Source organism: Leifsonia poae (assembly GCF_050632195.1).
In the GTDB taxonomy this organism is placed as follows: domain Bacteria; phylum Actinomycetota; class Actinomycetes; order Actinomycetales; family Microbacteriaceae; genus Leifsonia; species Leifsonia poae_C.
In genome coordinates this window covers 1,901,543-1,922,211 of the sequence record NZ_CP192580.1, presented here as the reverse complement: position 1 = coordinate 1,922,211, position 20,669 = coordinate 1,901,543, and the positions used below count along the sequence as shown (strand labels likewise).

Annotated in this window: 19 protein-coding genes; 4 read left to right on the top strand and 15 right to left on the bottom strand. The window is 67.7% G+C overall.

All coding sequences use genetic code 11. The features are described 5' to 3' along the window. Positions 1-79 precede the first annotated feature (79 nt). Genes ACQ86A_RS09750 through ACQ86A_RS09740 form a run of 3 tightly spaced genes read right to left on the bottom strand, consistent with a single transcriptional unit; the run spans position 80 to position 3,907 of the window. On the bottom strand, positions 80-1,210 hold the full coding sequence (locus ACQ86A_RS09750) for a branched-chain amino acid aminotransferase (RefSeq protein WP_431280310.1): 1,131 nt from the start codon (positions 1,208-1,210) through the stop codon (positions 80-82). Between the two features lie 40 nt (positions 1,211-1,250). Continuing rightward, a complete protein-coding gene (locus tag ACQ86A_RS09745; protein WP_431280309.1) occupies positions 1,251-2,315 on the bottom strand; it encodes a 3-isopropylmalate dehydrogenase in 1,065 nt (354 codons plus the stop codon). A gap of 56 nt (positions 2,316-2,371) precedes the next feature. After that, entirely contained in the window at positions 2,372-3,907 is a 1,536-nt protein-coding gene (locus ACQ86A_RS09740) for an MFS transporter (RefSeq protein ID WP_431280308.1), read from the bottom strand. Positions 3,908-3,967: 60 nt separating this feature from the next. On the opposite strand from ACQ86A_RS09740, the gene ACQ86A_RS09735 reads away from it, so the two are divergent. Beyond that, complete coding sequence (locus ACQ86A_RS09735; RefSeq protein ID WP_431280307.1) at positions 3,968-4,516, top strand: TetR/AcrR family transcriptional regulator; 549 nt, start codon at positions 3,968-3,970, stop codon at positions 4,514-4,516. Between the two features lie 15 nt (positions 4,517-4,531). On the opposite strand, the gene ACQ86A_RS09730 is transcribed toward ACQ86A_RS09735, so the two are convergent. The 4 genes from ACQ86A_RS09730 to ACQ86A_RS09715 form a co-directional block, all read right to left on the bottom strand. After that, positions 4,532-5,746 (bottom strand): RNA polymerase sigma factor, encoded by a 1,215-nt coding sequence (locus ACQ86A_RS09730; RefSeq protein WP_431280306.1) that lies wholly within the window; start codon positions 5,744-5,746, stop codon positions 4,532-4,534. Between the two features lie 63 nt (positions 5,747-5,809). Next, entirely contained in the window at positions 5,810-6,172 is a 363-nt protein-coding gene (locus ACQ86A_RS09725) for a YciI family protein (RefSeq protein WP_431280305.1), read from the bottom strand. 60 nt (positions 6,173-6,232) lie between these two features. After that, positions 6,233-6,979 carry an ABC transporter ATP-binding protein gene (locus ACQ86A_RS09720; protein ID WP_431280304.1) on the bottom strand — a complete coding sequence of 249 codons (747 nt, stop codon included), beginning with the start codon at positions 6,977-6,979 and terminating at the stop codon, positions 6,233-6,235. After that, the gene (locus ACQ86A_RS09715) at positions 6,976-8,046 is read right to left on the bottom strand and encodes an ABC transporter permease (protein ID WP_431280303.1); all 1,071 of its coding nucleotides are present in this window, start codon (positions 8,044-8,046) and stop codon (positions 6,976-6,978) included. The genes ACQ86A_RS09720 and ACQ86A_RS09715 overlap by 4 nt, the downstream gene beginning before the upstream one ends. 166 nt (positions 8,047-8,212) lie before the next feature. Here ACQ86A_RS09715 and ACQ86A_RS09710 point away from each other — a divergent pair, with 166 nt between their 5' ends. After that, the gene (locus tag ACQ86A_RS09710) at positions 8,213-9,403 is read left to right on the top strand and encodes a sensor histidine kinase (protein ID WP_431280302.1); all 1,191 of its coding nucleotides are present in this window, start codon (positions 8,213-8,215) and stop codon (positions 9,401-9,403) included. Next, positions 9,400-10,026, top strand: coding sequence for a response regulator (locus ACQ86A_RS09705; protein WP_431280301.1), 627 nt, complete (start codon positions 9,400-9,402; stop codon positions 10,024-10,026). The genes ACQ86A_RS09710 and ACQ86A_RS09705 overlap by 4 nt, the downstream gene beginning before the upstream one ends. Positions 10,027-10,058: 32 nt before the next feature. Here ACQ86A_RS09705 and serA read toward each other — a convergent pair whose 3' ends face one another. After that, on the bottom strand, positions 10,059-11,651 hold the full coding sequence (gene serA / locus ACQ86A_RS09700) for a phosphoglycerate dehydrogenase (protein ID WP_431280300.1): 1,593 nt from the start codon (positions 11,649-11,651) through the stop codon (positions 10,059-10,061). A 138-nt stretch (positions 11,652-11,789) separates the two neighbouring features. Between serA and ACQ86A_RS09695 the strand changes: the two genes are divergently transcribed. Next, positions 11,790-12,179, top strand: coding sequence for a DoxX family protein (locus tag ACQ86A_RS09695; protein ID WP_431280299.1), 390 nt, complete (start codon positions 11,790-11,792; stop codon positions 12,177-12,179). Between the two features lie 19 nt (positions 12,180-12,198). On the opposite strand, the gene ACQ86A_RS09690 is transcribed toward ACQ86A_RS09695, so the two are convergent. From ACQ86A_RS09690 to otsA, 7 genes are all read right to left on the bottom strand, one after another. Next, positions 12,199-12,933, bottom strand: coding sequence for a copper homeostasis protein CutC (locus ACQ86A_RS09690; protein WP_431280298.1), 735 nt, complete (start codon positions 12,931-12,933; stop codon positions 12,199-12,201). Between the two features lie 102 nt (positions 12,934-13,035). Next, the gene (gene ilvC, locus ACQ86A_RS09685; RefSeq protein ID WP_431280297.1) at positions 13,036-14,064 is read right to left on the bottom strand and encodes a ketol-acid reductoisomerase; all 1,029 of its coding nucleotides are present in this window, start codon (positions 14,062-14,064) and stop codon (positions 13,036-13,038) included. 39 nt (positions 14,065-14,103) lie between these two features. Then, positions 14,104-14,613, bottom strand: coding sequence for an acetolactate synthase small subunit (gene ilvN, locus ACQ86A_RS09680; protein ID WP_387059837.1), 510 nt, complete (start codon positions 14,611-14,613; stop codon positions 14,104-14,106). Positions 14,614-14,616: 3 nt separating this feature from the next. Next, positions 14,617-16,416: an acetolactate synthase large subunit gene (locus ACQ86A_RS09675; protein WP_431280296.1), complete on the bottom strand. Its 1,800-nt coding sequence runs from the start codon at positions 16,414-16,416 to the stop codon at positions 14,617-14,619. A gap of 48 nt (positions 16,417-16,464) precedes the next feature. Continuing rightward, positions 16,465-18,159 (bottom strand): dihydroxy-acid dehydratase, encoded by a 1,695-nt coding sequence (ilvD, locus tag ACQ86A_RS09670; protein WP_431280295.1) that lies wholly within the window; start codon positions 18,157-18,159, stop codon positions 16,465-16,467. A gap of 68 nt (positions 18,160-18,227) precedes the next feature. Further along, the gene (gene otsB / locus ACQ86A_RS09665; protein ID WP_431280294.1) at positions 18,228-19,037 is read right to left on the bottom strand and encodes a trehalose-phosphatase; all 810 of its coding nucleotides are present in this window, start codon (positions 19,035-19,037) and stop codon (positions 18,228-18,230) included. A gap of 59 nt (positions 19,038-19,096) precedes the next feature. Further along, a complete protein-coding gene (otsA, locus tag ACQ86A_RS09660; protein ID WP_431280293.1) occupies positions 19,097-20,575 on the bottom strand; it encodes an alpha,alpha-trehalose-phosphate synthase (UDP-forming) in 1,479 nt (492 codons plus the stop codon). Positions 20,576-20,669 lie beyond the last annotated feature (94 nt).

Here is a 20,669-nt window from a genome sequence, read left to right as displayed (position 1 = left end):
CGCCGAATCGGTTCCCGGTGATCGGGAAGGTCGATTCGGCGCGACTCGGTGCGCAGAACGCGAGAACGCGAAAAGCGCGTCAGCCGTCGAGGCGGGTGAGCCAGTTGTGGCGGTCGGGGATGCGGCCGTACTGGATGTCGGTCAGCTCCTGACGCAGCGACATCGTCAGCTCCCCCGGAGGCGCGGTGATGTCGCCGATGGTGAAGGTGTCCGACTTGAGCTCGCCGATCGGAGTCATCACGGCGGCGGTGCCGCAGGCGAAGACCTCGACGATGTCGCCCGACTCCACTCCCACGCGCCACTCGTCGAGCGTCACCTTGCGCTGCTCCACCTTGTGGCCGCGGTCGCGGGCGAGCTGCAGCACCGACTCGAGCGTGATGCCCTCCAGGATGCTGTCCGACTCGGGCGTCACGATGGTGCCGTCCTTGTAGACGAGCGCCACGTTCATCCCGCCGAGCTCCTCGAGGTACTTGCCCTCGACCGAGTCGAGGAAGAGCACCTGCGCGCAGCCGTGAGCGGATGCCTCGGCCTGAGGAAGCAGGCTCGACGCGTAGTTGCCACCGGTCTTGGCGGCGCCCGTGCCGCCGTGGCCGGCGCGCGACCAGCGGTCGGAGAGCCAGATCGAGACGGGGGCGACCCCACCGGAGAAGTAGGCCCCCGCCGGGCTCGCGATCAGGTAGTACGCCACCTTGTTGGCCGGGCGCACGCCGAGGAATGCCTCCTTCGCGAACATGAACGGGCGCAGGTAGAGGCTTGTCTCGGGAGCCGACGGCACCCAGTCGCCGTCGTATTTGATGAGCTGCTGCAGCGAGTCGAGGAAGTACTCGACCGGCAGCTCGGGCAGGGCCAGACGGTAGGCCGAGCGCTGCATCCGGGCCGCGTTGGCCTCGGGGCGGAAGGTCCAGATGGAGCCGTCCTCGTGGCGGTACGCCTTCAGACCCTCGAAGATCTCCTGCGCGTAATGGAACACGGCGGCCGACGGCTCGAGCTGAATCGGCCCGTACGGCGAGACGCGCGGGCGATGCCAGCCACCTTTGGCCGACCAGCAGATGTCGACCATGTGATCGGTGAAGTAGTTGCCGAACCCGGGGTTCGCGAGGATCTCCTCACGCTCGGCGGCGCTTCGAGCCGCCTCGTTGCGAGTCACGGCGAACTGCAGGCCGCTCGTCTCGCTGGGACCGTCGGTGAGGGTGATGCTTGTCGAAGTCATGTGAATCCTTTGCGCTGCATTCGTTCAAAGCAGGGTTGATCTAATTCTGCGTCACCAGGGCCGAGATCGCGTCGCCGATTTCGGCGGTGGTGCGGGATGCGCCGCCCTGGGACGAGCGGGAGCCCAGATCGGCCGTGACCGCGGCCTCCACCCGCTCCGCGAGCTCCACGCTGCCGAGATGACGGAGCAGGAGTGCCACGGAGAGGATCGCGGCTGTGGGGTCGGCCTTCTGCTGGCCTGCGATGTCGGGGGCCGATCCGTGAACCGGCTCGAACATGCTGGGGAATTCGCCTGCGGGGTTGATGTTGCCCGAGGCCGCCAGTCCGACGCCTCCGCTGATTGCGGCCGCGAGATCGGTGAGAATGTCGCCGAAGAGGTTGTCCGTGACGATCACGTCAAATCTAGCAGGGTTCGTGACGAGGAAGATCGTCGCAGCGTCGACGTGCAGGTAGTCGACGGTGACATCCGGATGCTCGGCCGCGACCGCATCCACGATCCGCTTCCAGAGACCACCGGCGAAGGTGAGCACGTTGGTCTTGTGCACGAGGGTCAGCTTCTTGCGCCGCGCCTCGGCCTGCTCGAACGCGTAGCGCACGACGCGCTCCACGCCGTATGCCGTGTTCACCGAGACCTCGTTGGCGATCTCGTGCGGCGTTCCCTGGCGGATCGCTCCGCCGTTGCCGACGTACGGACCCTCTGTTCCCTCGCGCACGACGACGAAGTCGACGTCGCCGGGCTCGGCCAGTGGGCTCGTGATCCCCGGGAACAGGGTGGTCGGCCGCAGGTTCACGTAGTGGTCGAGCGAGAAGCGGAGCTTGAGGAGCAGGCCGCGCTCGATGTTCGCATCCTTCAGCCGCGGGTCGCCGGGCACCCCGCCGACGGCGCCGAGCAGGATCGCGTCGTGATCCTTGATCGCCGCGAGGTCGGCATCCGTCAGCACGTCGCCGGTGGCGAGGAAGCGGTCGGCGCCGAGCGAGAACGGCGTCTTCTCGAAGGTCAGGTCGCTGCCGGCCGTGACCGCATCGAGGACCTTCACCGCTTCGGCGACGACCTCCGGTCCGATTCCGTCTCCCGGGATGACGGCGAGTCTGATCGTCTGCGGCATGGCACTCCTGCGGTCTCGATTGTGTTTACAGCAACCCTACCGGCGGCCGGGCCGGGTCATCCGCGCACCTTGCGCAGCGACACCAGCGCGACCACGGCAGCGCCGACCATGAGCGCGACCCCGATACCGGCGGTGAGCGCGACGCCCGAGTCGAACGCGTGCCTGGCCGATTCGAGGAGTTGCGCTCCGAGGGTCGACGGCAGCTGGTCAGCCACCGTCGTCGCTCCACCGAGCGTCTCCCCCGCCGCGTGCTGCTGCGCCGAGGTCAGACCTTCGGGAAGCACGACGGCCGACCGATACGACGCGGTCAGGATGGTACCGAGCGTCGCCGTGCCGAGCACCGCCCCCAGCTCGTACGCGGTCTCCGACACTGCGGACGCCGCGCCCGCCTTGTCGAGCGGAGCGCTCGACAGGATGAGCTCGTTCGAGACGGTCTCCGCGGCTCCGATGCCGAGGCCGAGGAGGACGAACGCGACGAGGAGCACGGATGCGGGCGCATCCCCGCCCAGGAACGCCACGAGACCGTAGCCGGTCGCCGAGATGAGCAGGCCGACCGGGATCACGATGCTCGGCCGCACGCGACGCGAGATGGGCACGACGAGCAACCCCGCGATGATCATCGTGACGAGACCCGGCAGCAGCACGAGCCCGGACCCGATCGGGCTGAGCCCGAGCACCAATTGCAGATGCTGGGACACGAAGAAGAGGAAGCCGACCAGCGAGACGACGCTGAGCAAGTTGATGAGCACGGCTCCGCTGAAGGATGCGCGGCGGAACAACCTCATGTCGAGCATCGGAATCGGCCGACGCAACTGGCGCCGGACGAACAGTGCACCGGCCGTCACACCCACGACGATCGCGAGGACGCCGACGACGGTGATGCCTTCGCTGGCGAGCGACTTGATCCCGTAGACGACCGGAGCCATGGCAGCGAGCGAGAGCAGGATGCTCGCGGGATCGATCGGGCCCGGGTTCGGGTCTTTCGACTCCCGGATGAGCAGCGGCGTCAGGATGAGCATCGGCACGAGCACCGGAACCGCGAGCAGGAAGACCGAGCCCCACCAGAAGTGCTCGATGAGGAGGCCGCCGACGATCGGCCCGAGAGCGGCGCCCGCCGCGAATCCCGAAGCCCAGATCGCGATGGCCAAGCGGCGCTGGTCGCGGTCTGTGAAGACGCTGCGCAGCAACGACAACGTCGACGGCATGAGCATCGCTCCGAAGAAGCCGAGACTGGCACGCGCCGCGATGAGGAGTTCTGTCGTCGGCGCGAACGCTGCGGCGATCGAGACAGCGCAGAAACCGATCGCGCCGATGAGGAGCAGCTTGCGCCGCCCGATGCGGTCGCCGAGGCTGCCCATCGAGACGAGCAGGCCGGCGAGCACCAGCGGGTAGGCGTCGATGATCCAGAGCATGCCCGTGCCCGTCGGTTCGAGGGCCCGCGAGATGGCGGGCAGCGCGAAGCTCAGCACCGTGTTGTCGATCGAGACCAGCAGTACGGGGAGCATGAGCACACCGAGCGCCAGCCATTCGCGGGTGCCGGCGCGAGCGGGGGCGACGACAGGAAGCGAGTGCGTAGTGGGCAGAGCGGACATAGCTACCACTATACCGTCTGGACGGTACAGTAGACAAAGTTCTGCGGCTAGCATGGGGCCATGCCATCGACACCGTCCGCGCGCGACCGCATCCTCGACGCGTTCGAGGACCTGCTCGCCGAGCAGAGCGAACGCGCGGCGACCCTGGACGCAGTGGCTGCGCGCGCGGGCGTCTCGAAGGGTGGGCTCCTCTACCATTTCGCGTCGAAGGATGCACTGGTCGAGGGCATCGTCGAACGACTCCGCGCTCTCGTGACCGACGATCTCGAGCGGATGCGCAGCGCTCCCGCGGGCGCCGTCGACTACTTCATCCGCAGCTCGGTATCGTCGCAGAGCGCGCTGGATCGCACGGTGATCGCGATCGCTCGCCTGGCCCAGGGCTCCGACGCGCGGGCGCGCGATGCGCTCGGCGAGATGCAGCGCGGCTGGCTCGAACTCCTCGAGGCCGAGGTCGACGACCCGATCACCGCGAAGGCGGTCATGCTGATCGGCGACGGGATCTACTACAACTCCGTGCTGCTCCCCGAGCCCTCACCGATCGTGCGCGACGAGGCGGAGATGGACAGGCTCGTGGCGCTCGTCACCGAGCTGGCCGGACGCTCGCGCTGATCTCGATCCGACCGATCACCCGCCCAACTCCGTGATCCGGCGCTCAAGGAAGCGGCGCACCCGGTCGTTCGGTTCGAGCTCAGCGGCCCGACGATAGGAGTCGACCGCCGTCGGCAGATCATCGTTCAACCGCGCGAGATCGCCGCGCACCGCGAACGACTGCGGGGCGAGAGTTCCCTCGAACGCGTTCGGGATGCGCTCCAACTCCGCGAGCGCTGCCTCCGGCCCCACATCGGGGCTGTACCCGCGGGCGACGACGCGGCCGAGTTGCGCGGCGGGTGACGGCCAGACCTCGACAAGCCTGTCGTAGAGGCGGCCGATGGTGGGCCAGTCGGTCTCGAGCCAACTGATGGCCGTCGTATGGAGACCGGCGATACCAGCCTGCAGGGCGAACCGGCCGCGTCCCGCGAGGGCGACCGTGGCGAGGCGCTCGCCGTCGGCGATCATCCGCTGGTCCCACTCCGACCGGTCGGCGTCGCCGAGGGTGACGAACTCCCCGTCCGGCGAGAGTCGCGACGACTGCCGGGCCTCGGTCAGCAGGAGAAGGGCCAGCAGACCGGCCGCCTCCGGATCGTCGGGCCGCAGGCGGTGCGCGTCGCGCGCGAGGTCGAGCGCGGCAGCGCGGATGCGGTCGTCGGGCGATGCGTGACCGACCGTGTAGAGCAGGTAGATCGTCGTCAGCGCATCCGGAAACCGTGAGGTGACGCCGGAGTCGTCGTCGGTGGTGAACCGGATGCTCGACTCGTGGATGCGGCGCTTGGCACGCGTGAGCCGCGCCGCCATCGTCGTCTCCTGCACCAGGAAGACGGCCGCGATGTCCGCGGTCGGGATGCCGCAGACGAATCGCAGCGCGAGAGCGACGCGGGACTCCTCCGACACATCGGGGTGGCAGACGAGGAGGATCAGCTCGAGCCGTTCGTCGCCCGAGAACGCGAAGGTGTCAGGCATGGGCTGGTCCGTCGTCCGGCGCAGTTCGGCCGCGATCCCGGGCAGGGCACGCGCGGCCGTCTGGTCTTTGCGAATGATGTCGACCGCGACGCGGCGCGCCACCGTCGTGATCCAAGCGGACGGATTGCTCGGCGCGCGGCCGGCGGCCGCGAGGTCGATGGCGCGTGCGAACGCCTCCTGCACGGCGTCTTCGGCCAGTTGGAGGTCGCCGATGTAGCGGGCGACGGCGCCGAGGATGCGCGGAGCGTCATCGCGGAACGCATCCTCGATCTCGGTGGTCACAGGCCACTCACGACCTGCGCGGGCGCGCCGGCGACGTGCTTGGTCGTGACCACCGGATCGGAGTCAGCTGACAGAGCTGAGCACGAGCACCGGATACATCTCGAGCCATCCCTGGGTGGGGATGAGAGCGGCCAGCTCGCGGGCCTGCTCGGGGCTCTTCGCCGTGAACCCGTAGAGCCCGGTGACGACCTCGCGGGTCTCGCCGAAGGGGCCGTCCGTGAACACGGGGCTGCCGCCGTTCGGGGTGATCTTCGTCGCGGCCGACGGCGGCTGCAGCGCATTGCTCGCGGTGACCCGCTCCCCCGCGGCCGCGACGGCCTCCTGGAATGCGCGGTGACCCGCCATCCCGGCCTCCCACTGCTCGGGCGTCATCGCTGCCGGGTCCCAGTTGGGCTCCTGGATGAGGACCACGTATTCGTCAGACATGGGTTACTCCTTACGTGTCGCGCCGGGGCGCTTCTGATGTGAACACCAGTACGACGTAAGCTACCGCGCGAAATCGACAGCCGAGTCGAATTTCTTCGAAGTATTTTCGGCAGGCTCATCGACCAGCCCTTCGTCGACGATTCTGCCGTCGACCAGTCGGACGATGCCCTGCATGCGCGGCAGGTGCACGAGGTCGTGCGTCACGAGCAACGTCGAGGTGTTCAGCTGATCCGTGAGCCGGAGGATCAGGTCGATGATGCTGGCTCCGCGTTCCTGGTCGAGGGCGCTCGTCGGTTCGTCGATCAGCAGAACGCTGGGGTCGTTCATCAGGGCGCGGGCGATGTTCACCCGCTGCCGTTGGCCGCCCGACAACTGGTGCGGGCGCTTCCCGCGCTGGGCCGACAGACCGACCTCGTCGAGCAGTTCGTCGGCCCGCAAGGATGCCTGCGCGCGGGTGAGTCCCCGGTGCCGACCGCCGAGTTCGTTCATCACGGTCAACTGCTCCTGCGCCGTGAGCGACGGGATCAGATTGGACTGCTGGAACACGATGCCGATGCTGCTCCGTCGAAGCTCTGTGGCCTCGCCGGGGTTCAACCGGGTCGCGTCGACGTCGTCGATGATGACCCGCCCGGAGTCGGGACGGATGAGCGTCGCCGCCACGGCGAGCAGGCTCGACTTGCCGGAGCCGCTCGGTCCGGTGATGCCGGTGACGGTTCCCGGATGCGCGGTCAGCGACACCCGGTCGATGGCGGTGATCCGTTCATTCCCGTCGGGGAACGTGAGGGTGAGGTCGTCGAGGATGATCATCGGTTGCTCCCGAGTGCGGTGAGGGGGTCGGCGGAGGTGACGGATCGGAGGGCGAAGGCCGCGCCTCCGAGCCCGAGCACGATCATGATCGCGCCGGGGACGAGGGTGGTGATCGGGCTCAGCAGGAACGGGAGCGCACCGCCGGCGAGTGCGCCGAAGGCGGCGACCAGGGCCAGCCCGACCCCGATGCCGAGGACCAGCACGATGAGTGCTTGACCAAGTGCATCCCGAACCAGAGAGCCTGTGCTGGCCCCGAGGGCTTTGAGCACCGCGATATCGCTCTTGCGCTGCATGGTCCAGACGGTGAAGAACGCGCCGATGACGAGCCCGGAGATGCCGAACAGCATGGCGACCATCAGGAGCAGCGACCCGATCTCCGAGCGGAAGGCGCTGAGCGCTGTCAGAGATCCGATCGGAGTCTCCGAGACGGTGGCGTTCGCTGCGTCCGCAGCACCCCAGTCGGGATCGCCCTTGACGGCCAGGACGGTCGCAAAAGCGTCGGCATTTCCCGTAGCACCCGAGTATGCCTGCCAGTCGTGAAGGGTCATCCGCACCACGGGCGTGTGGCTGTACCAGCTGTCGCCGCCGACGGTTGCGACGGCGTACTCCTTACCGGCGATCGTCACCTTGTCTCCCACTGTCACGTCAAGCGCTTTCGCGGCCGGCTCTGACAGGTCGAGGAGTCCGTTCGCCGGGGGCGCGGTCGCATCGAAACCTTCCTGTACGCCGAAGACGGCGACGGCGGTCCGGATGTCCCCGGCTTCGGCCCTAGTCTGGCTGATGCCGAGCGGCTCGACCGAGCTGACTCCATCCGTCGCCTTCCACTCCGCCGCCTGCTTCTCGGTGACAGCGGAGTCGGAGTAGCTCGCGCCGGAATCCCCCGCCGCCGGTGCGGAGAACACGATCCGGTCGGCCGGTATCGAGAGCACGGCCGAGATGTTCTGGGTGGCGAGTCCGCCGGTCAGGCCGCTGAGGAAGCCGACGAGCACTGTGATGAGGCCCACCACGGAACCGATCAGGATGAACCGGCCCCGGGCGAAGCGGAGGTCGCGCAGGGCGACGAACATGGTGTGTTCCTTTCTGTCCACCGGATGCGATGGCACTCTCCACTGTCGCTTCGATCTCCGCTCGGGTCATCGCTCGTGCGCACGGCTTTCGCCGACCGAACGGTCGAACCCGGATTCGTCCTTTCGGACGATGAGCCCCGGCACCCGGGCGCGTAAAGTTCGAGCCATGCCCCACTCCGCCCTGACCCCGGTTTTCGTGGGTCTGCGCACGGGCCTCCACGTTCTCTTCGTGCTGCTCACGGTGCTGGTGATCGGTCGCGCTGTCCTCGCCCCGACGGCTGCCAGCGGCGTCGTCATCGCCCTCTGCGTGCTCCTGCTCATCACTTACGGATGCGGAGCCTTCTTCACCCGCTCCGCGCGTCCGCGTGCGCGTCGCGCGCTCGCCCTCGGCTGGCTGGGCATGCTGAGCCTCGAGTGGCTCGTGCTGCTATGGCTCATCCCCGAGGCCGCATACCTGGTGTTTCCGCTCTTCTTCCTCTACTTGCATCTCCTCGGCCGGTGGTGGGGAGCGGTCACGATCCTCGTGTCGACGCTTGCGGCGATCGTCGCGCTGGGCGTGCACGGCGGATGGACCGTCGGCGGTGTCGTCGGGCCGCTTGTCGGCGCCGGTGTCGCGCTGCTGATCGGCCTCGGCTACCAGGCTCTCGCTCGCGAGGCCGCAGAACAGGAGCAGTTGATGCGCGAGCTTCTCGAGACCCGCGATCAGCTGGCGGCGACCGAGCACGAGTCCGGTGTGCTCGCCGAGCGGGCGCGACTCGCGCGGGAGATCCACGACACGCTCGCGCAAGGGCTCTCCAGCATCCAGATGCTGCTGCACGCGGCCGAGCGCGCGGATCCCGATCGTCCCGGCGTGGAGCACATCCGGCTCGCCCGAGAGACGGCGGCGGCCAACCTCGCCGACGCCCGCCGCTTCATCCGGGAACTCACTCCACCGCAGCTCGACGACCAGAGTCTCGGCGGCGCGCTTCGTCGACTCGCGGAGTCGCAGTGGTCGGCGCAGGGTCTCGACGTACGGGTGCGCGTGTCAGATACCGTCAAGCTGCCGATGCACCTGCAGACGGCCCTGCTGCGCATCGCTCAGGGGGCGATCGCCAACGTCATCCAGCACGCGCACGCGAGCACCGCGACGATCACTCTCACGGTCGATCGGGATGAGCTGCACTTCACCGTGGTCGACGACGGCATCGGCTTCGACCCGCTGGCAGCCGCGGATGCGAACCAGGGCACCTCCGATTCGTTCGGGCTCCAAGCCACCCGGGAGCGCGTGCAGCAGCTGGGTGGCACTGTGAGTGTCGAATCCGCACCCGGCAGCGGCACAACGCTGACGGTCACGCTCTCCCCGGTGGCGGCGCCATGATCCGCATGGTGATCGCCGACGACCATCCCATCGTTCGCGCAGGTCTCGTTGCGCTCTTCGGCTCGGAAGCGGACATCGAGATCGTCGCCGAGGCATCCACGGCCGGTCAGGCCGTCTCAGCGGCCGAACGCGAGAACCCCGACGTCGTGCTGATGGACCTCCAGTTCGGCGCACCCGGCAGCATGACGGGGGCGGATGCGACCCGTCGCATCCGTACGCTGGAGGCTGCCCCGTACGTGCTCGTGCTCACCAACTACGACTCCGACGGCGACATCATCGGAGCCGTGGAGGCCGGAGCGAGCGGCTACCTGCTGAAAGACGCCCCACCGCACGAGTTGATCGCCGCCGTGAGAGCTGCCGCGGCCGGCGAGAGTGCACTCGCCCCGGTCATCGCGTCACGTCTGCTCGATCGCCTGCGTGCGCCGCGGGTCAGCCTCAGCGCGCGCGAGATCGAGGTGCTCGGCCTCGTCGCCGCCGGTCGAGCGAACACCGAGATCGCCACCGAGCTCTTCCTCAGCGAGACGACCGTGAAGTCGCACCTCGCGCACATCTTCTCGAAGCTCGACGTGAGCTCCCGCACCGCGGCGGTCTCCGCGGCGCGCCAGAAGGGCATCCTGCGCTGACCGCTCTGGCCGGTGGGCCAGGAACCCCGGGGCTACGACTCGGTGATGTCGATCTCGTGCATCAGATCGGCGCTGATCGCCACTCGCACCTTCTCGAGCAGCCCCTCGGGGATGCGCGAGTCGACGGTGAGCACGCTGAGCGCCTTGCCGCCGGCCGAGGTGCGAGCGATCTGCATCCCTGCGATATTGATCTCGGCCTCGCCGAACTCGTGCCCATAGATCGCGACGATGCCGGGGCGGTCGTCGTAGATCATGACGATGAGGTGCTCGGCGATCGGGACCTCGACGTCGTAGCCGTTGATCTCGACGATCTTCTCGATCTGCTTGGTACCGGTGAGCGTTCCCGAGACCGAGATCTGCGAGCCGTCGCTCAGGGCGCCGCGCAGGGTGATCAGGTTGCGGTACTCCTCGCTCACCGAGTCGGTGAGCAGACGCACCTCGATGCCACGCTGCTCAGCGAGCAGCGGCGCGTTGACGTAGGAGACCGTCTCGCTGACGACGTTGGTGAAGATGCCTTTCAGTGCTGCGAGCTTCAGTACGCTCACGTCGTAGTCGACGAGCTCGCCGCGCACCTCGACATCGACGCTGGTCAGCGGGCTGTGCGACAGACCCGAGAACACCTGGCCGAGCTTCTCGACGAGCGGGATGCCCGGGCGCACGTACAGGTCGATGACACCGCCGGCGACGTTGACCGCATCCGGAACCAGCTCGCCCGACAGTGCGAGGCGAACCGACTTGGCCACCGAGACGCCTGCCTTCTCCTGGGCTTCGTCGGTCGACGCGCCGAGGTGCGGCGTGACGACGACGTTCTCGAGAGCGAGCAGCGGCGACTCCGTGGGCGGCTCGCTGACGAACACGTCGAGGCCGGCGCCGGCGATCGTCTTGGTCGAGAGCGCCCGGTAGAGCGCGTCCTCGTCGATCAGACCGCCGCGGGCGACGTTGACGATGAAGGCGGTCGGCTTCATGAGCGCGAGCTGGTCGTCGCTGATCATGCCGGTCGTCTCGGGCGTCTTCGGCATGTGGATCGTGATGAAGTCGGCCTCGGCGAGCAGCTCGTCCAGCGTCACCAACTGCACGCCGAGCTGCTGAGCCCGGGCGGAGGTCACGTAGGGATCGAACGCGATCACCTTGGTGCCGAATGCCTGCAGGCGGGCCGTGATGAGCGCGCCGATGCGGCCGAGACCGATGATGCCGACGGTCTTCTCGTAGACCTCGGTGCCGGTGTACTTCGAGCGCTTCCACTGACCCTGCGCCAGCGCGTTGTGCGCGGCGGGGATGTGCCGGGCGAGGCTCAGGATGTGACCGACCGTGAGCTCCGCGGCCGAGATGATGTTCGAGGTCGGCGCATTGACGACCATGACGCCCGCGGTCGTCGCCGACTTGATGTCGACGTTGTCGAGACCGACGCCCGCGCGCGCGACGACCCGCAGCTTGGGTGCGGCGGCGATGACCTCCTGGTCGACCTTCGTGGCCGAACGCACCAGAATCGCATCCGCATCGGCGACCGCGGAGAGCAACGCGGGACGGTCGGTTCCGTCGACGGAACGGATCTCGAAGTCCGGCCCGAGGGCGTCGACAGTGGCGGGCGAAAGTTCTTCGGCGATCAGCACGACCGGCTTTGTCACGTGGCAGTTCCTTTGAGATGGGAGCAGGCTTGGGAGGCGAGCGCCACGATCAATGGGGCGCGATCAGCACACACTCTACCGGCTGCGGAGGGGTGCCCTTGGCCGCGTTACGCCCGGTGAACCGGCAGACTGGAGCGTGTGACCGCCTTCGAGATCGTCCAGCTCATCCTGCGCATCGCGTTGGCGGGCGTCTTCATCGGGATGGGCGTCAGCCACTTCCTGCCCGGTCCGCGCCGCGTGATGGCCAAGATGATCCCGCCGCGGATGCGCTGGAACGGCATGCTCCGCCCTGCGGTGCTCGTCGCGTTCACGGGCGTCTGCGAGATCGCGGGCGGAATCGGCCTGCTCCTCCCCTGGACCTACGTCGCAGCCGCCATCGCGTTGGCCGTCTTCCTCGTCGCGGTCTTTCCCGCCAACGCCTATGCCGCCCGCAATCCGGAACGCTTCGGCAAGCTGGCAACGCCGCTCATCCCGCGCCTGATCGGGCAGCTCGTGCTCATCGCGCTCTGCATCGTCATCGTGCTCTGAGCTGCGCACGATCCTGACGTCAGGACACGCGGAGTGCCGCCACCGCCTCGCGCACCACGTCGGGCGACGTGACGTCGTACGAGTCATCGCCGCCGCCCGGGCCGCTGATCGTGCCGGTGACGGATGCGCGCGCCGAGAGATGCACGGCATCGACGCCGGTGGCCGCGATCGCCTGCAGGTCCTCGACCCGCACTCCCCCGCCGGCCATGACCTGTATCCGTCCCGAGGCCTCTGCTGCGAGGGCCGCGAGCATCCCGACACCGTCCACGCTGCGGGGTTCGCCGCCCGAGCTCAGTATGCGCGTGATCCCCAGCCCGATGAGTGACTCGAGCGCGCCGAGCGGGTCGGCGACCGCATCCATCGCCCGGTGGAACGTGACCTCGATCCCGTCGGCGGCCTCGATGAGGCGGGCCGTGGCGTCGAGGTCGATGGCTCCGGATGCGTCGAGCGCGCCGATCACGACACCTCCGGCCCCGACCGCCTTGGCACCACGGATGTCCGCGATGGTCACGTCGAGCTCGTCCGCCGAATAGACGAAGCCGCCACCGCGCGGGCGAACGAGGACGTGCACGAAGCCGGGGCGCTCAGCGGCCTCGGCTTGCGCGACCGCGGCGGCGATCAGACCGGCCGATGGCGTCAGCCCGCCGGTGCTCAACGCCGCGCACAGCTCGATCCTGTCGACGCCGGCGTCGAGCGCGATGCGCACGCCCGCCGGATCCTGAACCGCGATCTCTATCGCGAGTGCCTGCTGCATGCGTTTACCCGATCTTCTTCGAATGAGGTCGAATCGTGCGAAAAGCGCGGTTCGAGGGTGTCGAACCGCGCTTTTCACACGAAGGGATGCGTGGGCGCGGAGTTAGCGCGCGACCTCGCCGTCGACGTAGTCGTCGTCGTTCGAGGCGTTCCAGGCGAACAGCTTGCGCAGCTCGCGGCCGGTGGCCTCGATCGGGTGCTGCTCGCCCTTCTTGCGGAGGGCGAGGAACTCCGGCGCGCCGGCGTCCTGGTCGGCGATGAAGCGCTCGGCGAAGGCGCCGGACTGGATGTCGGCGAGAACGGCCTGCATGTTCTCCTTGACGTGGGGGTCGATGACACGCGGTCCGGAGACGTAGTCGCCGTACTCGGCGGTGTCGGAAACGCTCCAGCGCTGCTTGGCGATGCCACCCTCCCACATGAGGTCCACGATGAGCTTGAGCTCGTGCAGCACCTCGAAGTAGGCGACCTGCGGCTGGTAGCCGGCCTCGGTCAGGGTCTCGAAACCGTACTGGACGAGCTGCGAGACACCGCCGCAGAGAACGGCCTGCTCACCGAACAGGTCGGTCTCGGTCTCCTCGGTGAAAGTGGTCTTGATGCCGCCGGCGCGCAGGCCGCCGATGCCCTTGGCGTAGCTGAGGACGAGCGGCCAGGCGTTGCCGGTCGCATCCTTCTCGACGGCGACGATGACGGGGACGCCACGGCCGGCCTCGTACTCGCGGCGCACGGTGTGGCCCGGGCCCTTCGGGGCGACCATGATCACGTCGACGCCCTCGGGCGCCTCGATGTAGCCGAAACGGATGTTGAAGCCGTGACCGAAGACGAGCGCGTTGCCCTCGCTCAGGTTCGGCTGCACGTCGTCGGCGTAGAGGTGACGCTGCACCTGATCGGGAGCGAGGATGACGATGACGTCAGCCCACTTGGACGCCTCGGCAGCGCTCAGCACCTGGAAGCCGGCCTCTTCGGCCTTGGGCTTCGACTTCGAGCCCTCCTTCAGGCCGATGACGACCTCGACGCCCGAGTCGCGGAGGTTCTGCGCGTGCGCGTGACCCTGCGAGCCGTAACCGATGACGGCGACCTTCTTGCCCTGGATGATCGACAGGTCAGCGTCGTTGTCGTAGTAGATCTCAGCCACTTGATGTATCTCCTTGTTCGTGTGGTTCAGCTAAAAGAGTCAGTTCTTGAAAACGCGCTCGGTGATGGATTTCGAGCCGCGGCCGATCGCGAGCAGCCCGGACTGGGCCATCTCCTTGATGCCGTACGGCTCGAGCACCTTGAGCAGCGCCTGGGTCTTGCCGCTGTCGCCGGTGACCTCGATCACCAGCGCATCCGTCGCCACGTCGACGACGCGGGCACGGAACAGGTTGACGGCCTCGAGTACTTGCGAGCGAGTGGTGTTGTCCACCCGGACCTTGATGAGGAGGTGCTCGCGCTGCACGGACTGAGCGGGGTCGAGCTCGACGATCTTGATCACGTTGATCAGCTTGTTGAGCTGCTTGGTGACCTGCTCGAGCGGAAGCTCTTCCACATCCACCACGACGGTGATGCGGGAGAGGCCGTCCACCTCGCTGGTGCCGACCGCGAGGGACTCGATGTTGAACCCTCGGCGGGCGAAGAGGCCGGCAACGCGGGTCAGCAGACCCGGTTTGTCCTCGACGAGGAGGGAAAGGACGTGTGTGCTCATCGGTTACTCCTCCTCGAATGCGGGGCTGTGGTCACGGGCGTACTGCACGTAGCTGTTGCTGACGCCCTGCGGCACCATCGGCCACACCATCGCGTCTGCGCTCACCACGAAGTCGATCACGACGGGTCGGTCGTTCGTCTCGAGCGCGAGCTTGATGGCGGCGTCCACCTCTTCTTCCTTCGTGACCCGGATGCCCAGGGCGCCGTACGCCTCGGCCAGCTTCACGAAGTCGGGGACGCGGATGGTGTCGTGTCCGGTGTTCAGGTCGGTGTTCGAGTACCGGCCGTCGTAGAACAGCGTCTGCCACTGCCGCACCATGCCGAGCGACGAGTTGTTGATGATCGCGACCTTGATCGGGATGTTGTTGATCGTGCAGGTGGCGAGCTCCTGATTGGTCATCTGGAAGCATCCGTCACCGTCGATCGACCACACCACGCGCTCGGGCTGGGCGACCTTGGCGCCCATCGCCGCCGGGACCGAGTAGCCCATCGTGCCCGCGCCACCCGAGTTGAGCCACGCGTTGGGGCGTTCGTACTTGATGAACTGCGCGGCCCACATCTGGTGCTGACCGACGCCCGCGGTGTACACGGCCTCCGGTCCGGTGAGCTCGCCGATGCGCTGGATGACGTGCTGCGGGGAGAGCAGCCCGTCGCTCGGCTTGGTGAATCCGAGCGGGAACTCCTCGCGGAGCCCGTTCAGGTACGTCCACCACTCGACGGTGTCGGGCGTGGTCTCCCGGCTTGCCTCCTGGAAGGCCGCGGTCAGATCGACGATGACGTCCTTGGCATCGCCGACGATGGGGACGTCGGCGACCCGGATCTTGGAGATCTCGGCCGGGTCGACATCGACGTGCACGATTTTCGCGTTCGGCGCGAACAGCGACGTGTTGCCCGTGACGCGGTCGTCGAACCGCGCGCCGAGCGACACGATGAGGTCCGACTCCTGCAGCGCGAGCACCGCCGGCACCGTTCCGTGCATTCCGGGCATACCCAGGTGCTGGGGATGCGAGTCCGGGAACGCTCCGCGCGCCATCAGCGTCGTGGTGATCGGCGCTCCGGTCGCCTCGGCCAGTTCGAGCAGCTCCCGCGAGGCCTTCGAGCGGATGACTCCGCCGCCGACATAGAGGATCGGCTTCTTTGCCTCGACGAGCAGCTGGGCTGCCGCGAGGATCTGCTTGCCGTGCGCCTTCGTGATCGGGCGGTAGCCGGGAAGGTCGATCTTCGGCGGCCACACGAACGGCACCTGGTTCTGCTGCGCGTCCTTGGTGATGTCGACGAGCACGGGGCCCGGGCGACCTGTTCCCGCGATGTGGTACGCGGCAGCGATCGTCGACGGGATGTCGGCCGCATCCTTCACGAGGAAGGAGTGCTTGGTGATCGGCATGGTGATGCCGACGATGTCCGCCTCCTGGAAGGCGTCCGTTCCCATCAGGGTCGAGAACACCTGCCCGGTGATGAAGACCACCGGCACCGAGTCCATGTGCGCGTCCATGATGGCCGTGACCAGGTTGGTGGCGCCGGGCCCGGAGGTGGCCATCGCCACACCGACCTTGCCGCTCGCCGAGGCGTAACCCTCGGCAGCGTGACCCGCGCCCTGTTCGTGCCGGACGAGGATGTGACGGATCTTGGTGGAGTCCATGATCGCGTCGTAGATCGGGAGGATCGCTCCGCCCGGGAGTCCGAAGACGTTCTCGACGCCGAGCAGTTCGAGGGTGCGGACGACGGACTGGGAGCCCGTCAGGAGTTCGGGCGACGCCTTGCCTGGCGTCGCGGATGGCAACACGGTACTTGGTTCCGAAGACATGTGTGGGAACGTCCCTTAGTACGAAACGGATGATGCAGAGAGCGCAAGCTACCCCGTGATCGCGCCCTCCGCGGCGGAGTGCACGAGCTTGGAGTATTTTGCGAGAACGCCACGGGTATAGCGCGGGGGCAGTGGAGCCCAGCCGTCGCGGCGGGCGGTCAGCTCAGACTCGTCGACAAGTAGGTCGAGGGAGCGAGCCGCGATATCGACCCGTATCAGATCACCATCGCGCACGAAGGCGATGGGACCTGCGTCCACCGCTTCGGGTGCTATGTGGCCGATGCAGAGGCCGGTTGTGCCGCCTGAGAATCGTCCGTCCGTCAATAGTAGTACATCCTTGCCGAGGCCTGCGCCCTTGATGGCGGCGGTGATCGCGAGCATCTCGCGCATTCCCGGTCCGCCCTTCGGACCCTCGTAGCGGATGACGACCACGTCGCCGGCGTTGATCTTGCCCTCGGTGAGCGCATCCATCGCGGCGCGCTCGCGCTCGAACACGCGTGCGGGGCCCTCGAAGATCTCGGCGTCAAACCCGGCCGTCTTGACGACAGCACCCTCGGGGGCGAACGAGCCCTTCAGGATGGTGATGCCGCCGGTGGCGTGGATGGGGTTGTCGAGCTTGCGCAGCACCTCGCCGTCCGGCTCGGGCGGGTTGATCTCGGCGAGGTTCTCCGCGACGGTCTTGCCCGTGACGGTGAGGCAGTCGCCGTGAAGGAGGCCCGCATCAAGCAGCGCCTTCATGACGACGGGGACGCCGCCGTGACGGTCGACGTCGTTCATGACGTACTTGCCGAACGGCTTGAGGTCGCCGATGTGCGGCACCTTGTCGCCGATGCGGTTGAAGTCGTCGATCGTGAGGTCGACCTCGGCCTCGCGGGCGATCGCCAGCAGGTGCAGCACCACGTTCGTGGAACCGCCGAACGCCATCGCCACCGCGATCGCGTTCTCGAACGCCTCCTTGGTCAGGATGTCGCGGGCCGTGATCCCGAGCTTCAGCAGGTTGACGACGGCCTCGCCGCTGCGGTGCGCGAAGTAGTCGCGGCGACGGTCGGCCGAGGGCGGCGCGGCCGAGCCGGGGAGGCTCATCCCGAGCGCTTCTGCCACGGAAGCCATCGTGTTGGCGGTGTACATGCCGCCGCACGCGCCCTCGCCCGGAGCGATCGCGCACTCGATGCGCTTGAGGTCTTCCTCGCTCATCTTGCCCGCCTTGCAGGCGCCGACGGCTTCGAAGGAGTCGATGATCGTGACGTCCTTCTCGGTGCCGTCCGAGAGCTTCACCCAGCCCGGCGCGATCGATCCGGCGTACAGGAACACCGCCGAGAGATCGAGGCGGGCTGCCGCCATGAGCATGCCTGGCAGCGACTTGTCGCAGCCCGCGAGGAGGACGGTGCCGTCGAGGCGCTCGGCCATCATGACGGTCTCGACCGAGTCGGCGATGACCTCGCGCGAGACGAGCGAGAAGTGCATCCCCTCGTGGCCCATCGAGATGCCGTCGGACACCGAGATCGTGCCGAACTGGAGCGGGTACCCGCCACCGGAGTGGACGCCCTCTTTGGCGCCCTGCGCGAGGCGCTCGAGCGACAGGTTGCACGGCGTGATCTCGTTCCACGAGCTCGCGATGCCGATCTGCGGCTTCTCCCAGTCGGCGTCACCCATGCCGACCGCGCGAAGCATTCCGCGGCTGGTGGTGGCTTCGATTCCGTCGGTGACAACGCGCGAGCGCGGTTTCCAATCGATGTCAGGCATGTGACAACTCTAGAACGCTCAGGATGCCCTTCCGTTCATGTGTCCGCCAGGTCAACGGCGGGCTCAGCTCAGCGGTGGGCCTCGCGCGCGCCGGCCAGCAGGGTCAGCACGGTGGCGATGGCCTTCTCGTCTGAAACGCGGAACTGTGCGGCCGTCTCGCCTTCGCCGACCTTGATGCCGATGTCGCCGTCGGCCGGGCGAAGCACCCGCAGCGCGTCTTCGTCGGTCACGTCGTCGCCGGCGAACAGCACAGCGGTCGCGTGGGTGTACTCGCGGAGGCGCTCGATCCCGTCCCCCTTGTTGGCGCCGCGCACCGAGAACTCGATGATGTCCTTGCCGTCCCGGATGGTCAGCTCATCGCTCACCGTCGCGGCGGCCTTGTACGCGGCGGCGACCACATCCGCGCCGTCGCCCTTCTCGAGCTTGCGGTAGTGCACGCCGAATCCGACCGGCTTGACCTCGAGGCGTGTGCCCGGGTTCGCCTTGACGAGGTCGCCGAGCACATCGCCGAGACGCTGGAGCGTCTCCTGCTCGTCCACGCTGAGGTCGAGCGAGACGCCGTCACGGCCGAACCGGATCTCGACGCCGTGCGAACCGATGAGCAACGCGTCGGCGTCTGCTTCTGTGACGATCTCGAGGCTCGACAGCGGACGGCCCGAGACGTAGGCGACCCAGGTGTTCGGCAGCTTCTCGAGGCGTTCGAGCGCGGCCTTCGCATCCGGGAGCATCCTGGCCGACTTCGGCTTGTCGACAAACGGCGCGAGAGTGCCGTCGAAGTCGAGCGCGATGAGCACCCGATCGGCTGCGGCGAACTTCTTGAGACTCTCGGCGAGGGCGACGGCGGACTCAGTGGACGTGGGACGAGAGGTGTCGGTCATACTGCTTTCACGGTGGTTTGAGCGGCGAATGGACGGTGGCGAAGCGCCGGTGCGGAACGTCAGCGCCGGTTGACCGGCGGGTTCTGAAGCGGGTGGTCGCCGTGGGCGCTGCGTGTGAGGGCGTCGAGGAACGAGGCCGACCAGCGCGCGACGTCGTTCGTGAGGACGCGCTTGCGCAGGGAGCGCATCCGTCTGGTCCGCTCGCGTTTCGGCATCGCCACGGCCTGCAGGATGGTCTCCTTGAGCCCCTCGATGTCGTGCGGGTTGATGAGAAGCGCCTGGCGCAGCTCGTCGCTCGCACCGGCGAACTCGCTCAGCACGAGGACGCCGTCGTCGTCGACCCTCGTCGCCACGTACTCTTTCGCAACCAGGTTCATCCCGTCGCGCAGGGCCGTGACGAGCATGACGTCGGCCGCCAGGTACAGCGCCACCATCTCCTCGCGGGGGTAGCCATGGTGCAGATACGAGACCGCGGTGTGGCCGAGGGTTGCGTAATCGCCGTTGATGCGGCCCACGGTCAGCTCGATCTCGTCGCGCAGCTGGCGGTAGGTCTCGACGCGCTCGCGGCTGGGACTCGCCACCTGGATGAGCGCGACATCCTCGACGGAGATCGTCCCCTCGGCGAGCATCTCGCCGAACGCCTTCAACCGGTGCCCGATGCCCTTCGTGTAGTCGAGCCGGTCGACGCCGAGCATGATCGTCTTCGGGTTGCCGAGCTCCTCGCGGATCTCGCGCGCCCGGGCCTGGATCTCGGGGCGCTTCGCCATCTCCTGGTACTTCGCCGCGTCGATCGAGATCGGGAACTGTCGCGCGAGCACTGTGCGCACGAGCCCGCCGTGGCGGTTGACCGTGACGTGACGGTGCGATCCTGCTTCCGGATCATCCGTGTCGATCGGGACCTCGATGATCGGACCGCGCGTCTCATATCCCTTGAGCCGACGCACCGCGCGGGAGAAGTTGCCCGCATCCGCGACCCGCTGAAAGCCGATCACGTCGGCGCCGAGCAGGCCGTCGATGATCTGGCGGCGCCAGGGCAGCTGCGAGTAGATCCCGTAAGGCGGGAACGGGATGTGGTTGAAGAAGCCGATGACCAGGTCGGGTCGCACGGCACGCAGCATCGCGGGCACCAGCTGCAGCTGGTAGTCGTGCACCCAGACCACAGCACCCTTGGCGGAGACTGCCGCAGCCGCATCCGCGAACCGCTGGTTGACCTTCACGTAGGAGTCCCACCACTCGCGGTGGAAGCTCGGCGGCGCGATGACGTCGTGGTAGAGCGGCCAGAGCGTGTCGTTCGAGAAACCCTCGTAGTACTCCTGCAGCTCCTGCTCGGAGAGACGGACCGGGTGGATGCTGATCCCGTCGGCTTCGAACGGCTCGAACTCTTCGTCGGCAACGCCCGCCCAGCCGATCCAGATACCGTCCTCGGCGCGCATGACCGGTTCGAGAGCGGCGACGAGACCACCCGGCGACGGTCGCCAGGACGCATTGCCCTCCTCGTCGGTGACCCTGTCGACGGGGAGACGGTTCGAGACGATCACCAGGTCGTAGTGGTCGCCGTCCGGGGTCGATTCCGGGCTCGGGGAGGGTTCGGGCTGTGCTGAAATGGTGAGTCCTATCCGTCGCTGGCTTCGG

Excerpts from the sequence above, each read along its gene's own strand:
- ACQ86A_RS09750 (WP_431280310.1), bottom strand. The coding sequence starts at position 1,210 with ATGACTTCGACAAGCATCACCCTCACCGACGGTCCCAGCGAGACGAGC.
- ACQ86A_RS09745 (WP_431280309.1), bottom strand. The coding sequence starts at position 2,315 with ATGCCGCAGACGATCAGACTCGCCGTCATCCCGGGAGACGGAATCGGA.
- ACQ86A_RS09740 (WP_431280308.1), bottom strand. The coding sequence starts at position 3,907 with ATGTCCGCTCTGCCCACTACGCACTCGCTTCCTGTCGTCGCCCCCGCT.
- ACQ86A_RS09735 (WP_431280307.1), top strand. The coding sequence starts at position 3,968 with ATGCCATCGACACCGTCCGCGCGCGACCGCATCCTCGACGCGTTCGAG.
- ACQ86A_RS09725 (WP_431280305.1), bottom strand. The coding sequence starts at position 6,172 with ATGTCTGACGAATACGTGGTCCTCATCCAGGAGCCCAACTGGGACCCG.
- ACQ86A_RS09720 (WP_431280304.1), bottom strand. The coding sequence starts at position 6,979 with ATGATCATCCTCGACGACCTCACCCTCACGTTCCCCGACGGGAATGAA.
- ACQ86A_RS09715 (WP_431280303.1), bottom strand. The coding sequence starts at position 8,046 with ATGTTCGTCGCCCTGCGCGACCTCCGCTTCGCCCGGGGCCGGTTCATC.
- ACQ86A_RS09710 (WP_431280302.1), top strand. The coding sequence starts at position 8,213 with ATGCCCCACTCCGCCCTGACCCCGGTTTTCGTGGGTCTGCGCACGGGC.
- ACQ86A_RS09705 (WP_431280301.1), top strand. The coding sequence starts at position 9,400 with ATGATCCGCATGGTGATCGCCGACGACCATCCCATCGTTCGCGCAGGT.
- ACQ86A_RS09690 (WP_431280298.1), bottom strand. The coding sequence starts at position 12,933 with ATGCAGCAGGCACTCGCGATAGAGATCGCGGTTCAGGATCCGGCGGGC.
- ilvN (WP_387059837.1), bottom strand. The coding sequence starts at position 14,613 with ATGAGCACACACGTCCTTTCCCTCCTCGTCGAGGACAAACCGGGTCTG.
- ACQ86A_RS09675 (WP_431280296.1), bottom strand. The coding sequence starts at position 16,416 with ATGTCTTCGGAACCAAGTACCGTGTTGCCATCCGCGACGCCAGGCAAG.
- ilvD (WP_431280295.1), bottom strand. The coding sequence starts at position 18,159 with ATGCCTGACATCGATTGGAAACCGCGCTCGCGCGTTGTCACCGACGGA.
- otsB (WP_431280294.1), bottom strand. The coding sequence starts at position 19,037 with ATGACCGACACCTCTCGTCCCACGTCCACTGAGTCCGCCGTCGCCCTC.